18 protein-coding genes and 2 pseudogenes are annotated in these 18,370 nt (G+C 48.5%); 14 read left to right on the top strand and 6 right to left on the bottom strand.

What is annotated here, in order from left to right; genetic code table 11:
- Positions 1-52 precede the first annotated feature (52 nt).
- The 4 genes from dnaQ to rpiA all read left to right on the top strand — a co-directional run bounded on the left by dnaQ (position 53) and on the right by rpiA (position 2,723).
- Positions 53-775, top strand: coding sequence for a DNA polymerase III subunit epsilon (dnaQ, locus tag HMPREF1028_RS05190; RefSeq protein WP_036529225.1), 723 nt, complete (start codon positions 53-55; stop codon positions 773-775).
- On the top strand, positions 772-1,458 hold the full coding sequence (gene ispD / locus HMPREF1028_RS05185; protein ID WP_009311745.1) for a 2-C-methyl-D-erythritol 4-phosphate cytidylyltransferase: 687 nt from the start codon (positions 772-774) through the stop codon (positions 1,456-1,458). Before dnaQ ends, ispD begins: the two co-directional genes overlap by 4 nt.
- 43 nt (positions 1,459-1,501) lie before the next feature.
- The gene (ispF, locus tag HMPREF1028_RS05180) at positions 1,502-1,981 is read left to right on the top strand and encodes a 2-C-methyl-D-erythritol 2,4-cyclodiphosphate synthase (protein WP_009311744.1); all 480 of its coding nucleotides are present in this window, start codon (positions 1,502-1,504) and stop codon (positions 1,979-1,981) included.
- 70 nt (positions 1,982-2,051) lie between these two features.
- Complete coding sequence (gene rpiA, locus HMPREF1028_RS05175; protein ID WP_009311743.1) at positions 2,052-2,723, top strand: ribose-5-phosphate isomerase RpiA; 672 nt, start codon at positions 2,052-2,054, stop codon at positions 2,721-2,723.
- A 75-nt stretch (positions 2,724-2,798) separates the two neighbouring features.
- On the opposite strand, the gene HMPREF1028_RS05170 is transcribed toward rpiA, so the two are convergent.
- The gene (locus tag HMPREF1028_RS05170) at positions 2,799-3,680 is read right to left on the bottom strand and encodes a YicC/YloC family endoribonuclease (protein WP_009311742.1); all 882 of its coding nucleotides are present in this window, start codon (positions 3,678-3,680) and stop codon (positions 2,799-2,801) included.
- 92 nt (positions 3,681-3,772) lie between these two features.
- Between HMPREF1028_RS05170 and HMPREF1028_RS15440 the strand changes: the two are divergent.
- Positions 3,773-3,838 (top strand): annotated as a pseudogene (locus HMPREF1028_RS15440) (transposase); the annotation flags it as partial.
- A 193-nt stretch (positions 3,839-4,031) separates the two neighbouring features.
- Here the strand turns inward: HMPREF1028_RS15440 and HMPREF1028_RS05165 are convergent.
- Positions 4,032-5,162 carry a polyamine ABC transporter substrate-binding protein gene (locus HMPREF1028_RS05165; RefSeq protein ID WP_003768034.1) on the bottom strand — a complete coding sequence of 377 codons (1,131 nt, stop codon included), beginning with the start codon at positions 5,160-5,162 and terminating at the stop codon, positions 4,032-4,034.
- A gap of 228 nt (positions 5,163-5,390) precedes the next feature.
- Here HMPREF1028_RS05165 and alaS point away from each other — a divergent pair, with 228 nt between their 5' ends.
- The 5 genes and pseudogenes from alaS to HMPREF1028_RS14580 all read left to right on the top strand — a co-directional run.
- Entirely contained in the window at positions 5,391-8,285 is a 2,895-nt protein-coding gene (alaS, locus tag HMPREF1028_RS05160; protein WP_009311741.1) for an alanine--tRNA ligase, read from the top strand.
- Positions 8,286-8,482: 197 nt separating this feature from the next.
- Positions 8,483-9,199: a hypothetical protein gene (locus HMPREF1028_RS15165; protein ID WP_009311740.1), complete on the top strand. Its 717-nt coding sequence runs from the start codon at positions 8,483-8,485 to the stop codon at positions 9,197-9,199.
- Between the two features lie 198 nt (positions 9,200-9,397).
- A complete protein-coding gene (locus tag HMPREF1028_RS14585; RefSeq protein ID WP_156798075.1) occupies positions 9,398-9,718 on the top strand; it encodes a hypothetical protein in 321 nt (106 codons plus the stop codon).
- A gap of 534 nt (positions 9,719-10,252) precedes the next feature.
- Positions 10,253-11,074, top strand: a complete 822-nt coding sequence (locus HMPREF1028_RS05150) for a type II CAAX endopeptidase family protein (RefSeq protein ID WP_009311739.1) — start codon at positions 10,253-10,255, stop codon at positions 11,072-11,074.
- A 172-nt stretch (positions 11,075-11,246) separates the two neighbouring features.
- Positions 11,247-11,357 (top strand): annotated as a pseudogene (locus HMPREF1028_RS14580) (IS5/IS1182 family transposase); the annotation flags it as partial.
- A gap of 95 nt (positions 11,358-11,452) precedes the next feature.
- Here HMPREF1028_RS14580 and HMPREF1028_RS05145 read toward each other — a convergent pair.
- From HMPREF1028_RS05145 to HMPREF1028_RS05140, 3 genes are all read right to left on the bottom strand, one after another.
- The gene (locus HMPREF1028_RS05145) at positions 11,453-11,830 is read right to left on the bottom strand and encodes a DUF5339 family protein (RefSeq protein WP_003768017.1); all 378 of its coding nucleotides are present in this window, start codon (positions 11,828-11,830) and stop codon (positions 11,453-11,455) included.
- Positions 11,831-12,621: 791 nt separating this feature from the next.
- Positions 12,622-12,765 carry a hypothetical protein gene (locus HMPREF1028_RS14570; RefSeq protein WP_009311738.1) on the bottom strand — a complete coding sequence of 48 codons (144 nt, stop codon included), beginning with the start codon at positions 12,763-12,765 and terminating at the stop codon, positions 12,622-12,624.
- A 6-nt stretch (positions 12,766-12,771) separates the two neighbouring features.
- The gene (locus HMPREF1028_RS05140; RefSeq protein ID WP_009311737.1) at positions 12,772-14,400 is read right to left on the bottom strand and encodes an ABC-F family ATPase; all 1,629 of its coding nucleotides are present in this window, start codon (positions 14,398-14,400) and stop codon (positions 12,772-12,774) included.
- Positions 14,401-14,498: 98 nt separating this feature from the next.
- Here HMPREF1028_RS05140 and HMPREF1028_RS05135 point away from each other — a divergent pair, with 98 nt between their 5' ends.
- Positions 14,499-14,693 carry a hypothetical protein gene (locus tag HMPREF1028_RS05135; RefSeq protein WP_009311736.1) on the top strand — a complete coding sequence of 65 codons (195 nt, stop codon included), beginning with the start codon at positions 14,499-14,501 and terminating at the stop codon, positions 14,691-14,693.
- Positions 14,694-14,715: 22 nt separating this feature from the next.
- Positions 14,716-15,174 (top strand): DUF4124 domain-containing protein, encoded by a 459-nt coding sequence (locus HMPREF1028_RS05130; protein WP_009311735.1) that lies wholly within the window; start codon positions 14,716-14,718, stop codon positions 15,172-15,174.
- Positions 15,175-15,237: 63 nt separating this feature from the next.
- Here the strand turns inward: HMPREF1028_RS05130 and HMPREF1028_RS05125 are convergent, their stop codons facing one another.
- Positions 15,238-15,960, bottom strand: coding sequence for a class I SAM-dependent methyltransferase (locus tag HMPREF1028_RS05125; protein ID WP_009311734.1), 723 nt, complete (start codon positions 15,958-15,960; stop codon positions 15,238-15,240).
- A 134-nt stretch (positions 15,961-16,094) separates the two neighbouring features.
- Between HMPREF1028_RS05125 and mpl the strand changes: the two genes are divergently transcribed.
- The gene (gene mpl / locus HMPREF1028_RS05120) at positions 16,095-17,471 is read left to right on the top strand and encodes a UDP-N-acetylmuramate:L-alanyl-gamma-D-glutamyl-meso-diaminopimelate ligase (protein WP_009311733.1); all 1,377 of its coding nucleotides are present in this window, start codon (positions 16,095-16,097) and stop codon (positions 17,469-17,471) included.
- 227 nt (positions 17,472-17,698) lie between these two features.
- Complete coding sequence (locus HMPREF1028_RS05115) at positions 17,699-18,349, top strand: phosphatase PAP2 family protein (RefSeq protein WP_009311732.1); 651 nt, start codon at positions 17,699-17,701, stop codon at positions 18,347-18,349.
- Positions 18,350-18,370 lie beyond the last annotated feature (21 nt).

Here is an 18,370-nt window from a genome sequence, read left to right as displayed (position 1 = left end):
CTTGCGTATGATTCAAGGCATTTTATCAATGAGCGATATACAGAATATTCCTATGAGCAAACGCCAGATTATCCTTGATACCGAAACCACGGGCCTTTATGCCGAAGGCGGCGACCGCTTGGTCGAGTTTGCCGGTCTGGAAATGATCAACCGTAAAATGACCGACAACAACCTTCATTTATATGTTCATCCCGAGCGTGACATGCCTGAAGAAGCGGCAAAGGTGCACGGCTTGACCATTGAGGTTTTGGAAGAGAAAAACGCGCCGCCGTTTGCCGAAGTAGGGCGGCAGATTGCTGATTTTATACGCGATGCCGAGTTGATTATCCACAACGCCAAGTTTGACGTCGGTTTCCTGAACATGGAATTTCGCCGTATGGGGCTGCCTTCCATCGAGGAGCTTGGCTGTACCGTAACCGACACGCTGGCGATGGCGCGGGAAATGTTCCCCGGTCAGAAAGCCAGTTTGGATGCTTTGTGCAACCGCCTTTCTGTCGACCGCAGCAAGCGTGTGCTGCACGGGGCGTTGATTGACTGCGAGCTTTTGGGCGAAGTGTATCTCGCCATGACGCGCCAGCAGTTTGATTTAATGGGCGGCGAAAAAGAAGAAGACGAGGAAGTCAAACCGGTCATTATTGCCGAAACCAAGCGTCCGGCTCATTTGAAGGTTATCAAAGCCAACGCAGAGGAACTCGCCGCACACGAACAATATCTGGACGGTTTGGGCGAAGCCTGTCTGTGGCGTAAAGCCGAAACAGCCGGAACCGAAGCATGACGCGCCGTCATATCGCTCTGATTCCCGCTGCCGGTATCGGAATGCGCTTTGGGGCAGGAAAGCCCAAGCAATACGTTGAAATCAACGGCAAAACCGTGTTGCAGCATACGATAGACATCTTTGAAAAACATCCTGCCATCGATTTGATTGCCGTTATCGTATCGCCCGAAGACCAAACGTTTCAGACGATCCCTTCAAGTAAAACCCGCGTATTCCGCGTAGGCGGAGCAAGCCGTGCCGAAACGGTGCGCAACGGCGTATCCGCATTGTTGGTTCAAGGTCTGGCGGCTGAGCAGGATAACATTCTTGTTCACGATGCCGCCCGTTGCTGCCTACCGCCCGAGGCGTTGACCCGTCTGATTGAGGAAGCGGGCGGAAAAGAGCAGGGCGGTATTTTGGCAATACCCGTTGCCGACACACTCAAACGCGTCGACGGTAAAAACCATATCGGCGAAACCGTTTCCCGCGCCGGATTGTGGCAGGCGCAAACCCCGCAGCTTTTTCAGACGGCCTTATTGCACCGAGCTTTGTCGGCAGAGGATTTGAGCGGTATTACAGACGAAGCGTCGGCGGTGGAAAAGCTGGGCGTACAGCCGCTGCTGGTGCAGGGAGACACGCGCAATTTGAAGCTGACGCTGCCGCAGGATGAATTGATTGTGAGGCTGTTGTTGCAGGTCGTCTGAAACCCGTTTTTCAGACGACCTGACATTGAAAAAAGGACAAAACATGAATATCCGCATCGGACAGGGCTACGATGTCCACCAACTCGTCGAAGGCCGCGATTTGATACTCGGCGGCGTAAACATCCCGTTTGAAAAAGGCCTGCTCGGCCATTCCGATGCCGACGCGCTTTTGCACGCAATTACCGACGCATTGCTCGGCGCGGCGGGTTTGGGCGACATCGGCAGCCATTTTCCCGATACTGCCGCCGAGTTTAAAGATGCCGATAGCCGCGTATTGTTGCGCGAAGCGTATAAAAGCGTGCAGGCTTTAGGCTGGCGCGTTGTGAACGTGGACACGACCATCATCGCGCAAAAGCCCAAACTCGCGCCGCACATTCCCGCCATGCGCGCCAACATTGCCGCCGATTTGGGCATTCAGACGGCCTGTGTCAATATCAAAGGCAAAACCAACGAAAAACTCGGCTATCTGGGGCGCATGGAAGCCATCGAGGCACAGGCGGCGGTGTTGCTGGAAAAAGCGTAAGCAGGCAAGCACAAATGGCATGAAAATGTTAACATATGCCCATCAACCGACATCCCATTAAGGAGAACTCATGGCTACTCAAGACGAATTGAAGCGCATTGCCGCCGAGAAAGCGGTGGAATTCGTACCCGAAAACGAATACATCGGTATCGGCTCCGGCTCGACCGTCAATATGTTTATCGAAGCGTTGGGCAAAAGCGGCAAAAAAATCAAAGGCGCGGTTTCGACTTCTAAAAAGTCCAGCGAACTGATGGCGAAATACGACATCCCCGAAGTATCGCTGAATGATGTGATGGGGCTGGCTGTCTATGTTGACGGTGCGGACGAAGTGAACCATATGCTGCAAATGATTAAAGGCGGCGGCGGCGCGCATCTGAACGAAAAAGTCGTCGCCAGTGCGTCCGACAAATTCATCTGTATCGCCGACGAGAGCAAATATGTTTCGCGTTTGGGAAAATTCCCGCTGCCCGTAGAAGTGTTGCCCGGCGCGCGTTCGCTGGTGTCGCGCAAACTTTTGGCAATGGGCGGACAGCCTGAATTACGCCTGAACTACACCACCTTCCACGGCAACCAAATTATCGATGTCTATGACTTGCATATCGACCGTCCGCTGACTATGGAAGACGAAATTAACCGCATCACCGGCGTTCTCGAAAACGGCATCTTTGCCCGCAACGCCGCGGATGTGTTGATTTTGGGTACAGAGCAGGGCGCCAAAGTCATCAAACCCGGACAAAACTAAGCATCCATTAAGAAAAAGGTCGTCTGAAAAGCGGGAAATGGCTTTTCAGACGACCTTTGCTTTATTTTTGAAGGCTTATTCGATGTTTTGAACCTGCTCGCGCATTTGCTCGATTAAGACTTTCAGTTCGACTGAAGCCTGCGTGCATTCCGCCGCGATTGCTTTGCTGCCCAGCGTGTTCGCTTCGCGGTTCAGTTCCTGCATCAGGAAGTCCAAGCGTTTGCCCGCGCTGCCTTTGTTTTCCGTAACGATGCGGCGGACTTCGGCGATGTGCGTGCGCAGGCGGCTGAATTCTTCGTCAACATCGGATTTTTGGATAAACAGCGCAAATTCCTGCTGCAAACGATCGTTGTCGATATTGCCGACCGCTTCCGCCAAACGCGCGTTCACCTTGTCCATATGCGCTTGAAGCAGACTGGGGAACAGCTCACTCAAGGCATCCACGATTTCTTCCATGCTGGCCAAACGTTGCAACAGATGTTCGCCGAGTTTTTTGCCTTCGCGTTTGCGGGCGGCGGCAAACTCTTTCAACGCTTCGTCCAACAGTTCTTGCACGGTTTTCGCCAAAGCTTCGGGGTCTTCGCTTTGACCTGCCAATACGCCCGGAAAGCGCAACACTTCAGCGACCGTCAGCTTGCCGAAACCGTGTTCCTTGCGCCAAGTTTTGTTCAAATCGGACAACTGTTTCACCAATTCTTCATTGGTTTCCAAACTCTGCCCGCCGACTGCCGCGTCCTGCAACTGAATGCGGCATTCCAGTTTACCGCGTGCGGCCGAAGCCGCAATTTTTTCGCGCAACGCGCCTTCCAGATAACGCAATTCTTCGGGCATACGGAATTGGACATCCAGATAACGGTGGTTCACCGCGCGGATTTCCAAGTTCACGCGCTTGCCGCCGCATTCGCCTGCGGCATTGGCAAAGCCAGTCATGCTGTGGATATGGATGGATTGAGTCATGGTTTTACTCCGTTTCAAAATACGAGTGAAAGTGGAGGGACTATATCATATCTGGACTTTGATGACTTCAAGTATGGTGGATTGGGTTGAAAAGATATAGCGGATTAAATTTAAATCAGGACAAGGCGACGAAGCCGCAGACAGTACAGATAGTACGGAACCGATTCACTTGGTGCTTCAGCACCTTAGAGAATCGTTCTCTTTGAGCTAAGGCGAGGCAACGCCGTACTGGTTTAAAGTTAATCCACTATAAAAGACAGCCGCAAGAAACCTGTTTGATGTTTATACAAAAAGGTCGTCTGAAAACCTGTATTTCCAGTTTTCAGACGACCTTTAATCCATCCGTATCAATTATTTTCCGGCTTTCACGCCCTGCCATTGGCGGACCATGAATTTCAAAATGGTGGGCTGGATAGGGACCATGATGAAGCTGTTTTTCAAATCTTCGTCGCTCGGGAAGATGGTGCGGTCGTCCCTGAACTCGGCTTCCATCAATTCGCGTGCGGGTTTGCTGGAAGGGGCGTAGGTGACGAAATTGCCGTTTTTCGCGGCGACTTCGGGGTCGAGGAAGTCGTTGATGTATTTGTGGGCGTTGGCGACGTTTTTCGCATCTTTCGGGATAACGAAGGAGTCCACCCAAATCCCCACGCCTTCTTTGGGCATCATGACGCGGATTTTTTCTTTGCCGCCCGCTTCTTCGGCGCGCCGTCTGGCAATGTTCAAGTCACCGCCGAAGCCGATGGTGACGCAAGTGTCGCCGCGCGCCAAGTCGTCGATGAAGCCCGACGAGGTAAAGCGTTTGATGTTGGGGCGGTTTTTCTTGAGCAGCTCGGTTGCCGCTTTGATGTCTTCGGTATCGTTGCTGTTGGGATTTTTACCCATGTAGTTCAACACCATAGGATAGATTTCCGCCGCGCTGTCCAAGTAGCTGATGCCGCATTGTTTGAGCTTGGATGTGTATTCGGGATTGAACACCAAATCCCATTGGTTGTCCGGCAGTTTGTCCGTGCCCAAGGCTTTTTTTACGCGCTCGGTATTGATGGCGAAGGTGTTGGTTCCCCAATAAAACGGAACGGCGTATTCGTGGCTCGGGTCAACGCCTTCCATCAATTTCATCAGTTCGGGATTGAGGTTTTTATAGTTGGGAATCAGGGACTTGTCGATTTTTTGATAAGCCCCCGCCTTAATCTGCCTGCCGACAAAGGTATTGGACGGCCCGACGATGTCGTAGCCTGATTTTCCGGTCAATACTTTACTTTCCAGCGTCTCATCGCTGTCGTACACGTCGTAAGTTACCTTGATACCGTTTTTCTTTTCAAAATCGGCGACGGTTTCAGGATCGACGTATTCCGACCAGTTGTAAATCCTCAATACATTTTGGTTTCCCGCCTGACCCGCTTTGTCGGAGGTATTTTTATCCGAACCTCCGCAGGCGGCGAGCATGACGGCGGTCAGGGCGATGAGTGGCAGATGTTTGGTCATTATCATTCCTTGCATATCGGGTGGAAGGGAAAGTAAGGGATTATAAATCAGGCACGCACTATCTGATAGCAATTTCCATTGGAGCGATAGTCGGAAGGTCGTCTGAAAGTCCCTGATTCAATAGCTAGAAACAAGGTTTTGCGGTAATATAGCAGCCATTTTCTTTTCACAATCACATACGGCCGGGAAGGTCGTCTGAAACCTTTTTAGTAGAGACATCGAAACATCATGAAAACCTCCGAACTACGCCAAAAATTCCTAAAATTCTTCGAATCCAAAGGCCACACCATCGTCCGCTCTTCCAGCCTCGTGCCGCACGACGACCCGACGCTGCTGTTTACCAACGCCGGTATGAACCAGTTTAAAGACGTGTTCCTCGGCTTCGACAAACGCGCCTACAACCGCGCCACCACCGCGCAAAAATGCGTGCGCGCCGGCGGTAAACACAACGACTTGGAAAACGTCGGCTACACTGCCCGCCACCACACCTTCTTCGAAATGATGGGCAACTTCTCCTTCGGCGACTACTTCAAACGCGACGCCATCCACTTCGCTTGGGAATTCCTCACTTCCTCCGAATGGCTGAACATCCCCAAAGACAAACTCTTGGCGACCGTGTATGCCGAAGACGACGAAGCCTACAACATCTGGCTGAACGAAATCGGTATGCCTGCCGAGCGCATCGTCCGCATCGGCGACAACAAAGGCGCGAAATACGCGTCCGACAACTTCTGGCAGATGGGCGACACCGGCCCCTGCGGCCCGTGTTCCGAAATTTTCTACGACCACGGCGAAGAAATCTGGGGCGGCATTCCCGGCAGCCCTGAAGAAGACGGCGACCGCTGGATTGAAATTTGGAACTGCGTATTCATGCAGTTCAACCGCGACGAGCAAGGCAATATGAACCCGCTGCCCAAACCGTCCGTCGATACCGGCATGGGTTTGGAACGCATGGCGGCAGTGATGCAGCACGTCCACAGCAATTACGAAATCGACCTGTTCCAAGACCTGCTCAAAGCCGTTGCCCGCGAAACCGGCGCGCCGTTCAGTATGGACGAGCCGAGCCTGAAAGTGATTGCCGACCACATCCGCTCCTGCTCCTTCCTGATTGCCGACGGCGTGATGCCGTCCAACGAAGGCCGCGGCTATGTACTCCGCCGCATCATCCGCCGCGCCGTGCGCCACGGTTACAAACTCGGTCAGAAACAGGCGTTTTTCTACAAGCTCGTACCCGACTTGGTGAAAGCAATGGGCGACGCATATCCCGAGTTGAAAGAAAAACAAACTCAGATTATGGAAGCCCTGCGCGCGGAAGAAACCCGCTTCGGCGAAACGCTGGAAAAAGGTATGGGTTTGTTCAACCAAGTGTTCAACGGCATGAAATTCCTGAAACTGGAAAGTCTGCTGCCGCAAGACGGTGCGGGCAAACCACTGGCATTGAAAACCGCAGAGGGTGTGGAATTCACCGCCTCCTCCCGTGCCGCTTCAGGCAAAAAGCAAATCGTTATCCGTCCCCAAGTTTCAGGTAGCCTGAACGAAGGCATGTATATCGATTTGCAGGCTGCTTTGGAAACCGCCCATATTCCCGACGCGGAAAAACCGTTTGCCGAAGCCTTGAATGCCTATTTGATGGACAACATTGCCAACAGCAAACTCGTTATCGGTGGCGAACATATCTTCAAACTCTACGACACCTACGGCTTCCCCTACGACCTGACCGCCGACATGGCGCGCGAATTGGGCATCGATTTGGACGAAGAAGGCTTCAACCGTGAAATGGAAGCCCAACGCGCCCGCGCCCGCGCCGCGCAAAACTTCAAAGCCAACGCGCAACTGGACTACACAGGCGCGGACACCGAGTTCACCGGCTACGAAAAACGCAGCCAAGACACCAAAATCATCGCCTTATACAAAGGCAGTGAAGCCGTGGACGAACTTAAAGCAGGCGAAGCAGGCGTAGTCGTTTTGGAACAAACCCCGTTCTACGCCGAAAGCGGCGGCCAAGTCGGCGACGTAGGCTTTATCGTATCGGGTGAAAACCGTTTCCGCGTCGAAGACACGCAGAAAATCAAAGCCGCCGTACACGGACAATTCGGCGCAGTCGTATCAGGTCGTCTGAAAGTGGGAGATGCCGTATCCGCCGAAATCGACAACGACATCCGCGACAGCATCATGCGCAACCACAGCGTTACCCACCTGATGCACAAAGCCCTGCGCGATGTTTTGGGCACACACGTCGAACAAAAAGGCAGCCTGCAAAACGCCGAGCTGACCCGCTTCGACATTTCCCACCCGCAAGGCATCAGCGCGGAAGAAATCGCCGAAGTCGAACGCCGCGTCAACGCCGCGATTATCGCCAACGTGCCCGTCAAAGTGGAAACCATGTCCATTGAAGACGCGCAAAAATCCGGCGCCATGATGCTCTTCGGCGAAAAATACGGCGACTTCGTCCGCGTCATCACCATGGGCGACTACTCCACCGAACTGTGCGGCGGCACCCACGTCGCCCGCACCGGCGACATCGGTTTCTTCAAAATCATCAGCGAAGGCGGCATCGCCGCAGGCATCCGACGCGTGGAAGCCATCACCGGCCTTGCCGCACTCGCATGGGCGCAAAACCAAGAAAGCCTGATGAAAAACGTCATCGCCGAAGTCAAAGCCCAAACCGAAAAAGACGTACTCGCCAAAATCCAAGCCAACGCCGCAAACGCCAAAGCCTTGGAAAAAGAGTTGGCCAAAGCCAAAGCCGAACTCGCCGTCCACGCAGGCGCCAAACTCTTGGACAACGCCAAAGACTTGGGCACAGCCAAACTCGTCGCCGCCCAAATCGAAGCCGACGCAGCCGCCCTGCGCGAAATCGTTACCGATTTAACCAGCAAATCCGACAACGCCGTAATTCTTTTGGCGGCAGTAAACGACGGCAAAGTCTCCCTGTGCGCCGGTGTATCCAAGCCGCTGACAGCTAAAGTGAAAGCCGGCGATTTGGTCAAATTCGCAGCCGAACAAGTCGGCGGCAAAGGCGGCGGCAGACCGGATTTGGCACAGGCCGGGGGGACGGATGCTTCCCAAGTCGGCACGATGCTGGATTCGGTAGAAGGTTGGATTCATAGCAAACTGGTTTGATAAGCAAACCAGGGTTAGGTCAAAACTCAAAAAATTTCAAACTATCTGAGATACCGAGTTTAGATATCTAATGAAAATATTAAAATAAGGTTAAATTAAAGAAAAATTGTTTAACCTAAACCTAAATGAAAACCGTTGGGAGGATATTTAAAGTTATATTTTAGATATCTTTCCACTATAGAAGATAAGGATAAATAATGGTAGCCATTAAATTAAGAGCATTTGAAATTACTAATACTGACATAAATAAAATGCATTCTGATGTTAAAGATAAACTAAAATCTTTTTTAAAAAATTCAAAAACGGTCAATGAAAGAAGAATGTTATTAAATACAGAAGATCCTCAAAAAGAAGAAGATTTTATTTCTAATTTCTCTAAAGACAACCTGCTAATGGATGTAATATTTTGTACGATGCTAAGAGTTGCTTTTGGGAATAATGTTCAACATATAAATACACATTTATTTGAAAAGCCTAATTTTACGATAGAAGAACTAAACAATAGCACTCTAGATACAGATGCGATTTACAAAAATCACTATTATTTTGCACTTAACAATAATTATCTTGTGACTAACTTACAAGGAAATATTACTATAACAAGGTTGCAGACTTACTTAAATTGGTTATTAAATGACTTGTATGAAATCAGTCCTCTTCTAGCAGAAGAAATTGTTCCTAGTATTTCTGATATTAAAGATATTGTAGTTAAAGATACATCAATATATCCCACTAAAGAATCAGAGAACTCAACTCAAAGATCTTCTTTTGATTTGGGAAAAATAGCTTTAAACCTAATCAAAAATGCATTGATTGATAGTGATAAACTATCTGATATTGAATTGGAACAGATGATATCAGCCAGACTAGTTATTGAATTTAAAAACCTAAAAAATCAGACAGCGAATCGCTGAAAAAAGCATATAGTGCATTACTTAAACCTGTATCAGATTTAGAGAATTTTGAATTTGTTACAAGAGATAATAAGAAAATTATTAAAGGAAAACAGATTCTGAGAATTAAGGAAGTCTCTATTGAAACTACGGATTCTGGATTATTAAATGAAGCACAATTATCTCAAGAGATGATTCGCTTTATTCGAGATTTAGAGAATGAAAAACAGCACAAAGCATCTGACTAATATTTTATTAGCATTATTTTTATCAATTATTTTTGCTTCAGTTTTTGAATGGAAAACGATAGATGCAAATTTTACGAATACGGTATATACCATATCTGGCATTATGTTTTCTATTGGAATGGGAATATTATGCACTCTCAATCCTGATAAAATTAAAAATCGAGTAATTTACAAAAAAGTAAAACAAAATATTTTATTTGTAAGAAATAACTATATGTATTATTTTGCTGTAGTATCTTTTTCTTACTTGATATATCAATTATTTCCAGATATAAAATATTATTTTTATTAAAAATTATAAGATAATTATAGATGTGGGATATATAACTATTGCCTTAAATATATTAAGTATTCTATACTTTATTGCAAACTTCATAGAAATACAAAGACTAAATTTTGATATTTCTGAAAGAACTCATGATTAAGTAAGCCGTAGCCTGCATCCATGCCAACCGCGTGCGTGGCTACGCCACACACCCTACCACTGCGGACGACGCAAACCTTAAAATTGAGGTGTAGGGGGTGTGCGGTACGCACGCACGCGTTTTTTGTTGCTACCGAATGATTCCAAACCATATAGTAATCCAGTTGGCGGCAAACGCAGCTTGGGTCATGACTTCAACAGACTCAATATCATAGGTCGTCTGAAAAATAATTTTCAGACGACCTCTCTAGTATCGAAAGCAGCCTGCACTTTCAAAAATCGAAGTGCAGGCTGCTTTTTATAATAATTAGAAAAAAACGTGCAATATTTTTATACTGTACATTATCTAGCAGGCCGTACCTGCTCCCCTGCCAACTTATTTACGGAACGAACAGGAATAACATGCAGAACCCCTCTTCAAAAAAACCGACAGCCGGTTATTCGCATCCGTGGCAATACTTTCTGCTGGTGTACGCTTTGAGCGCACCGTTTTGGCTGCTGTCTTTGTTTCTCAAACACAGTCCCCTACCTGATAATCTGCCGCTGACCGACATCGGCGCGGCACTCACCCCGACGGTTGCCGCCGCGTTGCTGCGTTACCGCGAGGGCGGAATGGCGGCGGTGCGCAGCCTGTTTGGGCGTGTGTTTGATTACGGGCGGATAAAGCATTCTGCCTATTTTTGGACGGCAATACTGATTTTTCCCCTGCTTTATCTGCTGACTTATGTCGCGATACGCCAAACAGGACAAATCATACCCGCCTTATCCGTATCGTTTGCGCCGCTTGCCGGTGCGTTCGTCATGTTCTTTATCGCGGCAGTTGCCGAGGAATTGGGCTATGCCGCCTACGCTACGGAAAGTCTGCAACGGCGTTTTACCCCGCTTGTTACGGCGCTGATTATCGGGATACCGTGGGCATTGTGGCACTTGCCGTCCATGATTGCCGTGGGGCAGTCTGCCGAACTGATCGCATGGGGGCTGGCAGGGACGGTTGCCGTGAGGATTATCTATGTATGGCTGTACAACGGCAGCGGCGGTTCGGTATTTGTATTGATTGTGTGCCACACGGTTGCCAATACTGCGCGCACAGGCTTCCCAGGCGGACGGGCGGCATATGAAAACGGCGACGGTATGATTCCATACGGAATTATCATTATCGCGGCGGTAATTGTGATGGTTTTTTGGCGTAAGGCGATGTGTTTACCTAATAGCAATCAAGTGTAGCTTGAGTCATGTCCCAACGAAACTTAGTATCAAAGGTCGTCTGAAAACTATTTTCAGACGACCTCGTGTTTTGATTTTAATACCCTGATGGCTTCACAGGGATGGTTTTGTATATAAGAACGAAAATTTATTTCTTGATAAACTATATTGAAAGTTAATTTTCATACATATTTATAGTGGATTAAATTTAAATCAGGACAAGGCGACGAAGCCGCAGACAGTACAGATAGTACGGCAAGGCGAGGCAACGCCGTACTGGTTTAAAGTTAATCCACTATATATTGATTAAATCACTTAGTACAGTACTAATCAGTAAAAGCATAAACAAAAAACGGACTCTGAGTAATCAGAATCCGTTTTTCTGCCAAAGGTATCGTATTATTTGGCTTCTTCTTTAGCTGCTTCAGCAGCATCTTTTGCTTCTTCTTTAGCATCGGCAGCTGCTTCTTTAGCGTCTTCTGCTGCTTCTTTAGCTTCTTCTGCTTTATCTTCAGGAGATGCAGCCGGAGCGTTGCCTTTCAACGCATCCAACGATGTTTTACAAGTAGCATCACGTTGGTCAGCAGGCAAGTTTTTCAAAGCTTCTTTGGTTTGTTCGAATGATTTTTGCATCATATCTTTTGTAGCTGCATCGACGTTTTTAGTAGCGTCAGCAAAAGCTTTTTCATATTCATCACAAACAGCAGAAGAACCACCACCACATGCGGACAAGGTCAGAGCGGCCAACAAAGTTGCCAATAAAGCTGATTTTTTCATGAGTCTCTCTTTTTGAATCTTGGTTAAAAAAGAAATTGTATGTTAAACCATTCCTGTGTAGTGTCAAGCATAGTCATTTTGTTTTCCTGACTTAAATCATGGGATTAGGCGAAATTAGGACGGTTTGAAAGAAAAAAGTTAAGTAATGAATACCGTGACTAAGGAATATTTTTATATGGATGGGAAGGCTAATTCCCTTTTATTTTAAAGGGTTAATTTATTTTTGCTGTTGTTTGAATTAATGCGGCATAGAGGGGTTTAGACCATGATATTTAACTTGGTAAAATAACTTCAAAATCGGTTAAATCAAGGTAATTCAAGCTGTTTTTGGATGGGGTGCAATTAAATTTCATATGTCATATTAAATGTATTTTGAATATAGACAATTTAGTTAATTATTTTTGAGGAGTAAGGGTAATTAAACTATATTGAATTATCTATAAACTATAGCATTAGTAATATAACTTGCTATATATAGTGGATTAAATTTAAATCAGGACAAGGCGACGAAGCCGCAGACAGTACAGATAGTACGGCAAGGCGAGGCAACGCCGTACTGGTTTAAAGTTAATCCACTATAGTTATGCTGTTTGTTTTTTATTTGTTGTCTTCCTTTATTGACTAAAAAGCTCAGGCAGTCTGAAAGACATTTTTCAGACTGCCTGAGCTTTTTGTTTACTGCTACTTATCTTGCTGTCACACCCGATATGAACGAATGGCTAAAAACAGGCAGACAATCTAGGCAACGCCTAGAAAGCCCCAGCGCCTGCTACGCCGAACTCGTTAAATAGTCAGGCGGCTGCATGACCTTTCCGATAAGCATGTTCGTCATCAACCAAGTGTACCTTACCGTTTTGCGTAAGATACTGGCTCAATGCGGGCAATACGATGAGCGCAAGCGGGTTTTGCAGCAGTTTCCGCAGATTGGCGTTCATGTTTTTTTACACAATCCCTTTTTTCTCCAGATAGCTTTCGTAATCGCCCAGATAGTGCTCGTAACCGCCCTTGCCGTCCAGCTCGATGATCTGGGTGGCGAGCGAGGAGACGAACTGGCGGTCGTGCGATACGAAAATCAGCGTGCCGTTGTATTTCTCCAGCGCCATGTTCAGCGATTCGATGCTTTCCATGTCCATGTGGTTGGTGGGTTCGTCCATAATCAGCACATTGGGTTTCAGCAGCAGGAGTTTGCCGTAGAGCATACGGCCTTTTTCGCCGCCGGAGAGGACCTGCACTTTTTTCACCACGTCGTTGCTGCCGAAGAGCAAACGCCCCAAAGTGCCGCGGATGACCTGTTCGTCGTCGCCTTCTTGGCCCCATTGGCGCATCCATTCGCTCAGGTTCATATCGACATCGAAGTCGTTTTCATGGTCTTGAGGGTAATAGCCGACGTTGGCTTTTTCTGCCCATTTGATGGTGCCTGCATCGGGGGCGATGCCTTCGGCGTATTCGGGCTTGAATGCACCGGCGAGAAGTTTCAGCAGGGTGGATTTACCCGCGCCGTTGGGGCCGATGATGGCGAGGCGCTGGCCTGCTTCGAGGATGAAGCTCAGGTTTTTGAACAACTGGGTTTCAAAGCGTTTGGCCAGATTTTCGACTTCTACCGCCTGACGGTGCAGCTTGGCTTTTTCATCGGCTTCAAAGCGGATATACGGGTTTTGGCGGGTGGAAGGTTTCACTTCGACCATCTCGGCTTTGATTTTGTCTGCCTGTTTCAGACGACTGGTTGCCTGACGGGCTTTGGATTTGTTGGCGGAGAAGCGGGCGACGAACTCTTGCAGCTCTTGCAGTTTCTCTTTTGCCTTGGCGTTGTCTTTCAGGGCGCGTTCGCGCGATTGGGCAGAGGCGAGCATATAATCGTCGTAGTTACCCGGGTAGATGGTGATGGTGTTGTAGTCCAAATCCGCCATGTGGGTGCAGACTTCGTTCAAAAAGTGACGGTCGTGCGAGATGATAATCATGGTGGAGTCGTATTGGTTCAACACGCCCTCCAGCCAGCGGATGGTGTTGATGTCCAAGTTATTGGTCGGTTCGTCAAGCAACAGCACATCAGGTTTGGAGAACAGGGCTTGCGCCAGCAATACGCGCAGCTTGAATCCCGGGGCGACTTCCGCCATGGTCGCATTGTGCAAATCTTCGGAAATGCCCACGCCGCTCAACAGTTCGGCGGCGCGCGCTTCGGCGGTGTAGCCGTCGTATTCGGCGAACTTGGCTTCCAGTTCGGCGGCTTTCATGTAGTCGTCTTCAGTGGCTTCGGGGTTGGCGTAAATCGCGTCGCGTTCGGTCATCGCCGCCCACATTTCGGTGTGCCCCATCATCACCACGTCCAGCACGCGCATGTCTTCGTAGGCAAACTGGTCTTGGCGCAGCTTACCCAGCCGCACGCCGTTTTCAATCGCCACTTCACCCGCAGTCTGTTCCAAATCGCCGCCGAGGATTTTCATGAAGGTGGATTTGCCCGAACCGTTCGCGCCGATCAAGCCGTAGCGGTTGCCTTCGCCGAACTTGACGGATACGTTTTCAAACAGCGGCTTCGCGCCGAACTGCATGGTAATGCCGTTGGTAGAAATCATTATTGGTAAAACCTTTATAAATATAGATAAACAGGGTGTTATAATCGCCGGCGATTGTAGCATATTTTGTATAGGTCGTCTGAAACGGGGCGGAGGAAATGGAAACCGAAAAAATCTATTACGCCGTGATTATTCTGTTGTGCGCCGCATCCATGCTGCTCAGTCCGTTTTTCTACATCCGCCGCACACGTCCAGGCGCAGAATTACGCCACGCACCTCGGCAATGGAAGCCGATTATTATTGCGAATTTGGTGATGATCATTGCTTTGGTGGCATGGTGGATATGGTTTTGATGATTTGATGAAAGGTATAAGAATGAATAAATTGATTTTAAGCACATTACTGCTCGCATTTTCCGCCGCTACGACGGCATCCCCCGTATTTGAATGTATCGACAAATCAGGGCGTAAAACCTATACGCAGACCGGCGGCAAAAACTGCAAACCGGGCAATATCGGCAGACCCTCGGTTTATACCTCCGCCGCACCGTCCGCACACTCGGCATCAGCAAGCGCTGCTGCAAGAAACGCTCCTTCCGAACAAATGCCGTCTCCACCGTCCGGCGCAATGCCTGGTTCATCTTCGGCGCAAAACGAATTGGCTCAGGCACAGAAAAATCTGGAAGAGGGCAAACAGGTTCGTTATGGCAATGAGCGAAACTACGCCCGTTATCAAGAACGGATTAAGGGTTTGGAAAACCAAGTGAAAGCCGCGCAGGAACGGGTTAATGCGGCAAACAGTATGGGCGGTGAAGGTGAGATGATGCCCGAGTAGTGATGGTTGCAAAGATAGCAATAAAAAGGTCGTCTGAAAACCGGTCAGGCAATTCTATTTTGCCTAAACCGAGTTTTCAGACGACCTTTTCGGTTTGCCTGTCTTGACCGTATATTCCAGCGCTTTATAAGGTTTTAATGTGCTTGAAATATAACCGTTTTCAGGGCGGCGGACGTAATCGAGATAATCCTGCATGGCGGGTGAGAAGCCTTCCACATCGTCCACGGCGATGACCGCGCGGTCGGTAAGATTGGATTCCAGCAGCTTGAATACGGGGAATACCAAATCCGGCCAGCCGTCGAGTAAGACGAAATCGGGGCAGATGGCTAAGTCTTTTAAGGTTTCCAGCGCATCACCTTCGCGAAGCTCGATATAGTCTGCCAAACCGGCTTCTTGGAAATGTTTTCTCGCCGCTGCGGCTTTGTGCGGCAGATATTCGCAAGTGATGACGCGCCCTCCGTTGACTCTGGCGGCTGCGGCAAGATACAGCGTCGAAATGCCGTAGGAAGTCCCGAATTCGACAATATTTTTTGCACCCGATGCCAAAGCCTGCATATACAAAAACTTGCCTTGTTGCGGTGCGATGGGGATATATTTGTCTTCGTAAAAACTTTCGTTTTCCCCCGTCCAATCCAGCCCTTTGCCCAAGAGCTTGAAAATCTTGGGCAGAAAATGAAAAAACATCTGTCTGTTTTGCTTTAAGGCTTGGGCGTAGAGCCGCAGCAAAACGGCTTCGGCTTGAGGCTCTTGCAGAAAAGCGAACATTTGGGGTGTCAGCTTGGGCATGGGCTTTCTCCTGTTCAGTTCAAATCCTCTATATTGTCCATCTTGCCACAGCTTTGCTTTTCAGACGACCCCACTATCCAAACTCCGTTATAATGGCGGCTTTCCCATTATTTCATTCAAAAGACGGTCTTATCATGAAACACATCCACATTATCGGTATCGGCGGCACGTTTATGGGCGGGGTGGCCGCCATTGCCAAAGAAGCGGGGTTCAAAGTCAGCGGTTGCGACGCGAAGATGTATCCGCCGATGAGCACCCAGCTCGAAGCCTTGGGCATAGACGTACACGAAGGCTTCGACGCCGCGCAGTTGGACGAATTTAAAGCCGACGTTTACGTTATCGGCAATGTCGCCAAGCGCGGAATGGATGTGGTTGAAGCGATTTTGAACCGCGGCCTGCCTTATATTTCCGGCCCGCAATGGCTGTCGGAAAACGTGTTGCATCATCATTGGGTACTCGGCGTGGCGGGGACGCACGGCAAAACGACCACCGCTTCCATGCTCGCATGGGTTTTGGAATACGCCGGACTCGCGCCGGGCTTCCTCATCGGCGGCGTACCGGAAAACTTCAGCATTTCCGCCCGCCTGCCGCAAACGCCGCGCCAAGATCCGAACAGCAAATCGCCGTTTTTCGTCATCGAAGCCGACGAATACGACACCGCCTTTTTCGACAAACGCTCAAAATTCGTGCATTACCGCCCGCGTACCGCCGTGTTGAACAATCTGGAATTTGACCACGCCGACATCTTTGCCGACTTGGGCGCGATACAGACCCAGTTCCATCACCTCGTGCGCACCGTGCCGTCTGAAGGCCTAATCGTCTGCAACGGACAGCAGCAAAGCCTGCAAGATACTTTGGACAAAGGCTGCTGGACGCCGGTGGAAAAATTTGGCACCAAACACGGCTGGCAGGTCGGCGAAGTCAATGCCGACGGCTCGTTCGACGTGTTGCTTGACGGCAAAAAAGTCGGACACGTCGCATGGGATTTGATGGGCGCACACAACCGCATGAACGCGCTCGCCGTCATCGCCGCCGCACGCCATGCTGGAGTCGATATTCAGACGGCCTGCGAAGCCTTGAGCGCATTTAAAAACGTCAAACGCCGCATGGAAATCAAAGGCACGGTGAACGGCATCACCGTTTACGACGACTTCGCCCACCACCCGACCGCCATCGAAACCACCATCGAAGGCCTGCGCCAGCGCGTCGGAAACGCACGCATCCTCGCCGTCCTCGAGCCGCGTTCCAACACCATGAAACTCGGCACCATGAAAGCCGCTCTGCCCGAAAGCCTCAAAGGTGCCGACCAAGTGTTCTGCTACGCTGGCGGCGTGGACTGGGACGTCGCCGAAGCCCTCGCGCCTTTGGGCGGCAAGCTGCACGTCGGCAAAGACTTCGATGCCTTCGTCGCCGAAATCGTGAAAAATGCCGAAACAGGCGACCATATTTTGGTCATGAGCAACGGCGGTTTCGGCGGGATACACGGGAAGCTGCTGGAAGCATTGAAATAAGGTTGGTTGAAAGTTTTGAAAGATTGAGGTCGTCTGAAAACCGGAGTTTGGTTTTCAGACGACCTTTTTGTTGTGGAGGCTTAGATGTGATGGTTGGGTATGAGCCAAACTACGTTTACTGATGTAAGTATCCATAATCATATTTCCATCTGGTTAACATATATGATATCGTGATGAAATTCTGCTATTTTGATTATGTTGGAATTGTGATTGGAGAAAATTTGTAAGTGGATAAGCTGTCAAAATTAAAGATTAAATATACAATTTTTATATCGATATTTTTTGTCATTTTGTACAAAGGGGCTGAGTTTTATACCTATACAGTCGATAATGTGCCTTCATATTTTATGGACTGGGAAAGGAATATTCCTTTTTTGCCCATATTTATGTTGCCTTATATGACGTCTCAGGTTTTCTTCTTAGCCACTATATTTTTGGAAAAGAACGAAAGCAATTTGAAATTGCTGATAAAGAGGGCAGCCTTTTTAATTGCGGTTTCTACTGCTCTATTTGTCATATTTCCAATGAAATTTTATTTTCCCAAACCCGAAGTCGATAACCAAATTTTAAAATCTTTCTTTTATATATTGGGCAAAATAGACAGTAGTTTTAACCAATGCCCGTCATTGCATGTGAGTTTTGCTTTTCTTTCGGCTGAGGTTTATTGCAGAGAAGTCAAATCTAAATTCTTAAAATCATTTTTTGGTATATGGGGATTGTTACTCGCCATTTCGGTCTTGTTTGTCTATCAACACCATTTTATTGATTTTGTGGGCGGAACTTTGATATTTTTAATTACTTGTATCATCTTTCCAAGAAAAAAAGGCTGTTTAAGCGTTTTGTTACCGAATGATGGAAAGTCCTACAACAACCGCTAAACCATAGCTCTAAACATACAA

The sequence above is a fragment of the Neisseria sp. GT4A_CT1 genome (genome assembly GCF_000227275.1).
GTDB lineage: Bacteria > Pseudomonadota > Gammaproteobacteria > Burkholderiales > Neisseriaceae > Neisseria.
Note: the sequence above shows the minus strand (reverse complement) of the source record. Positions and strands in the feature narration are given on the sequence as shown.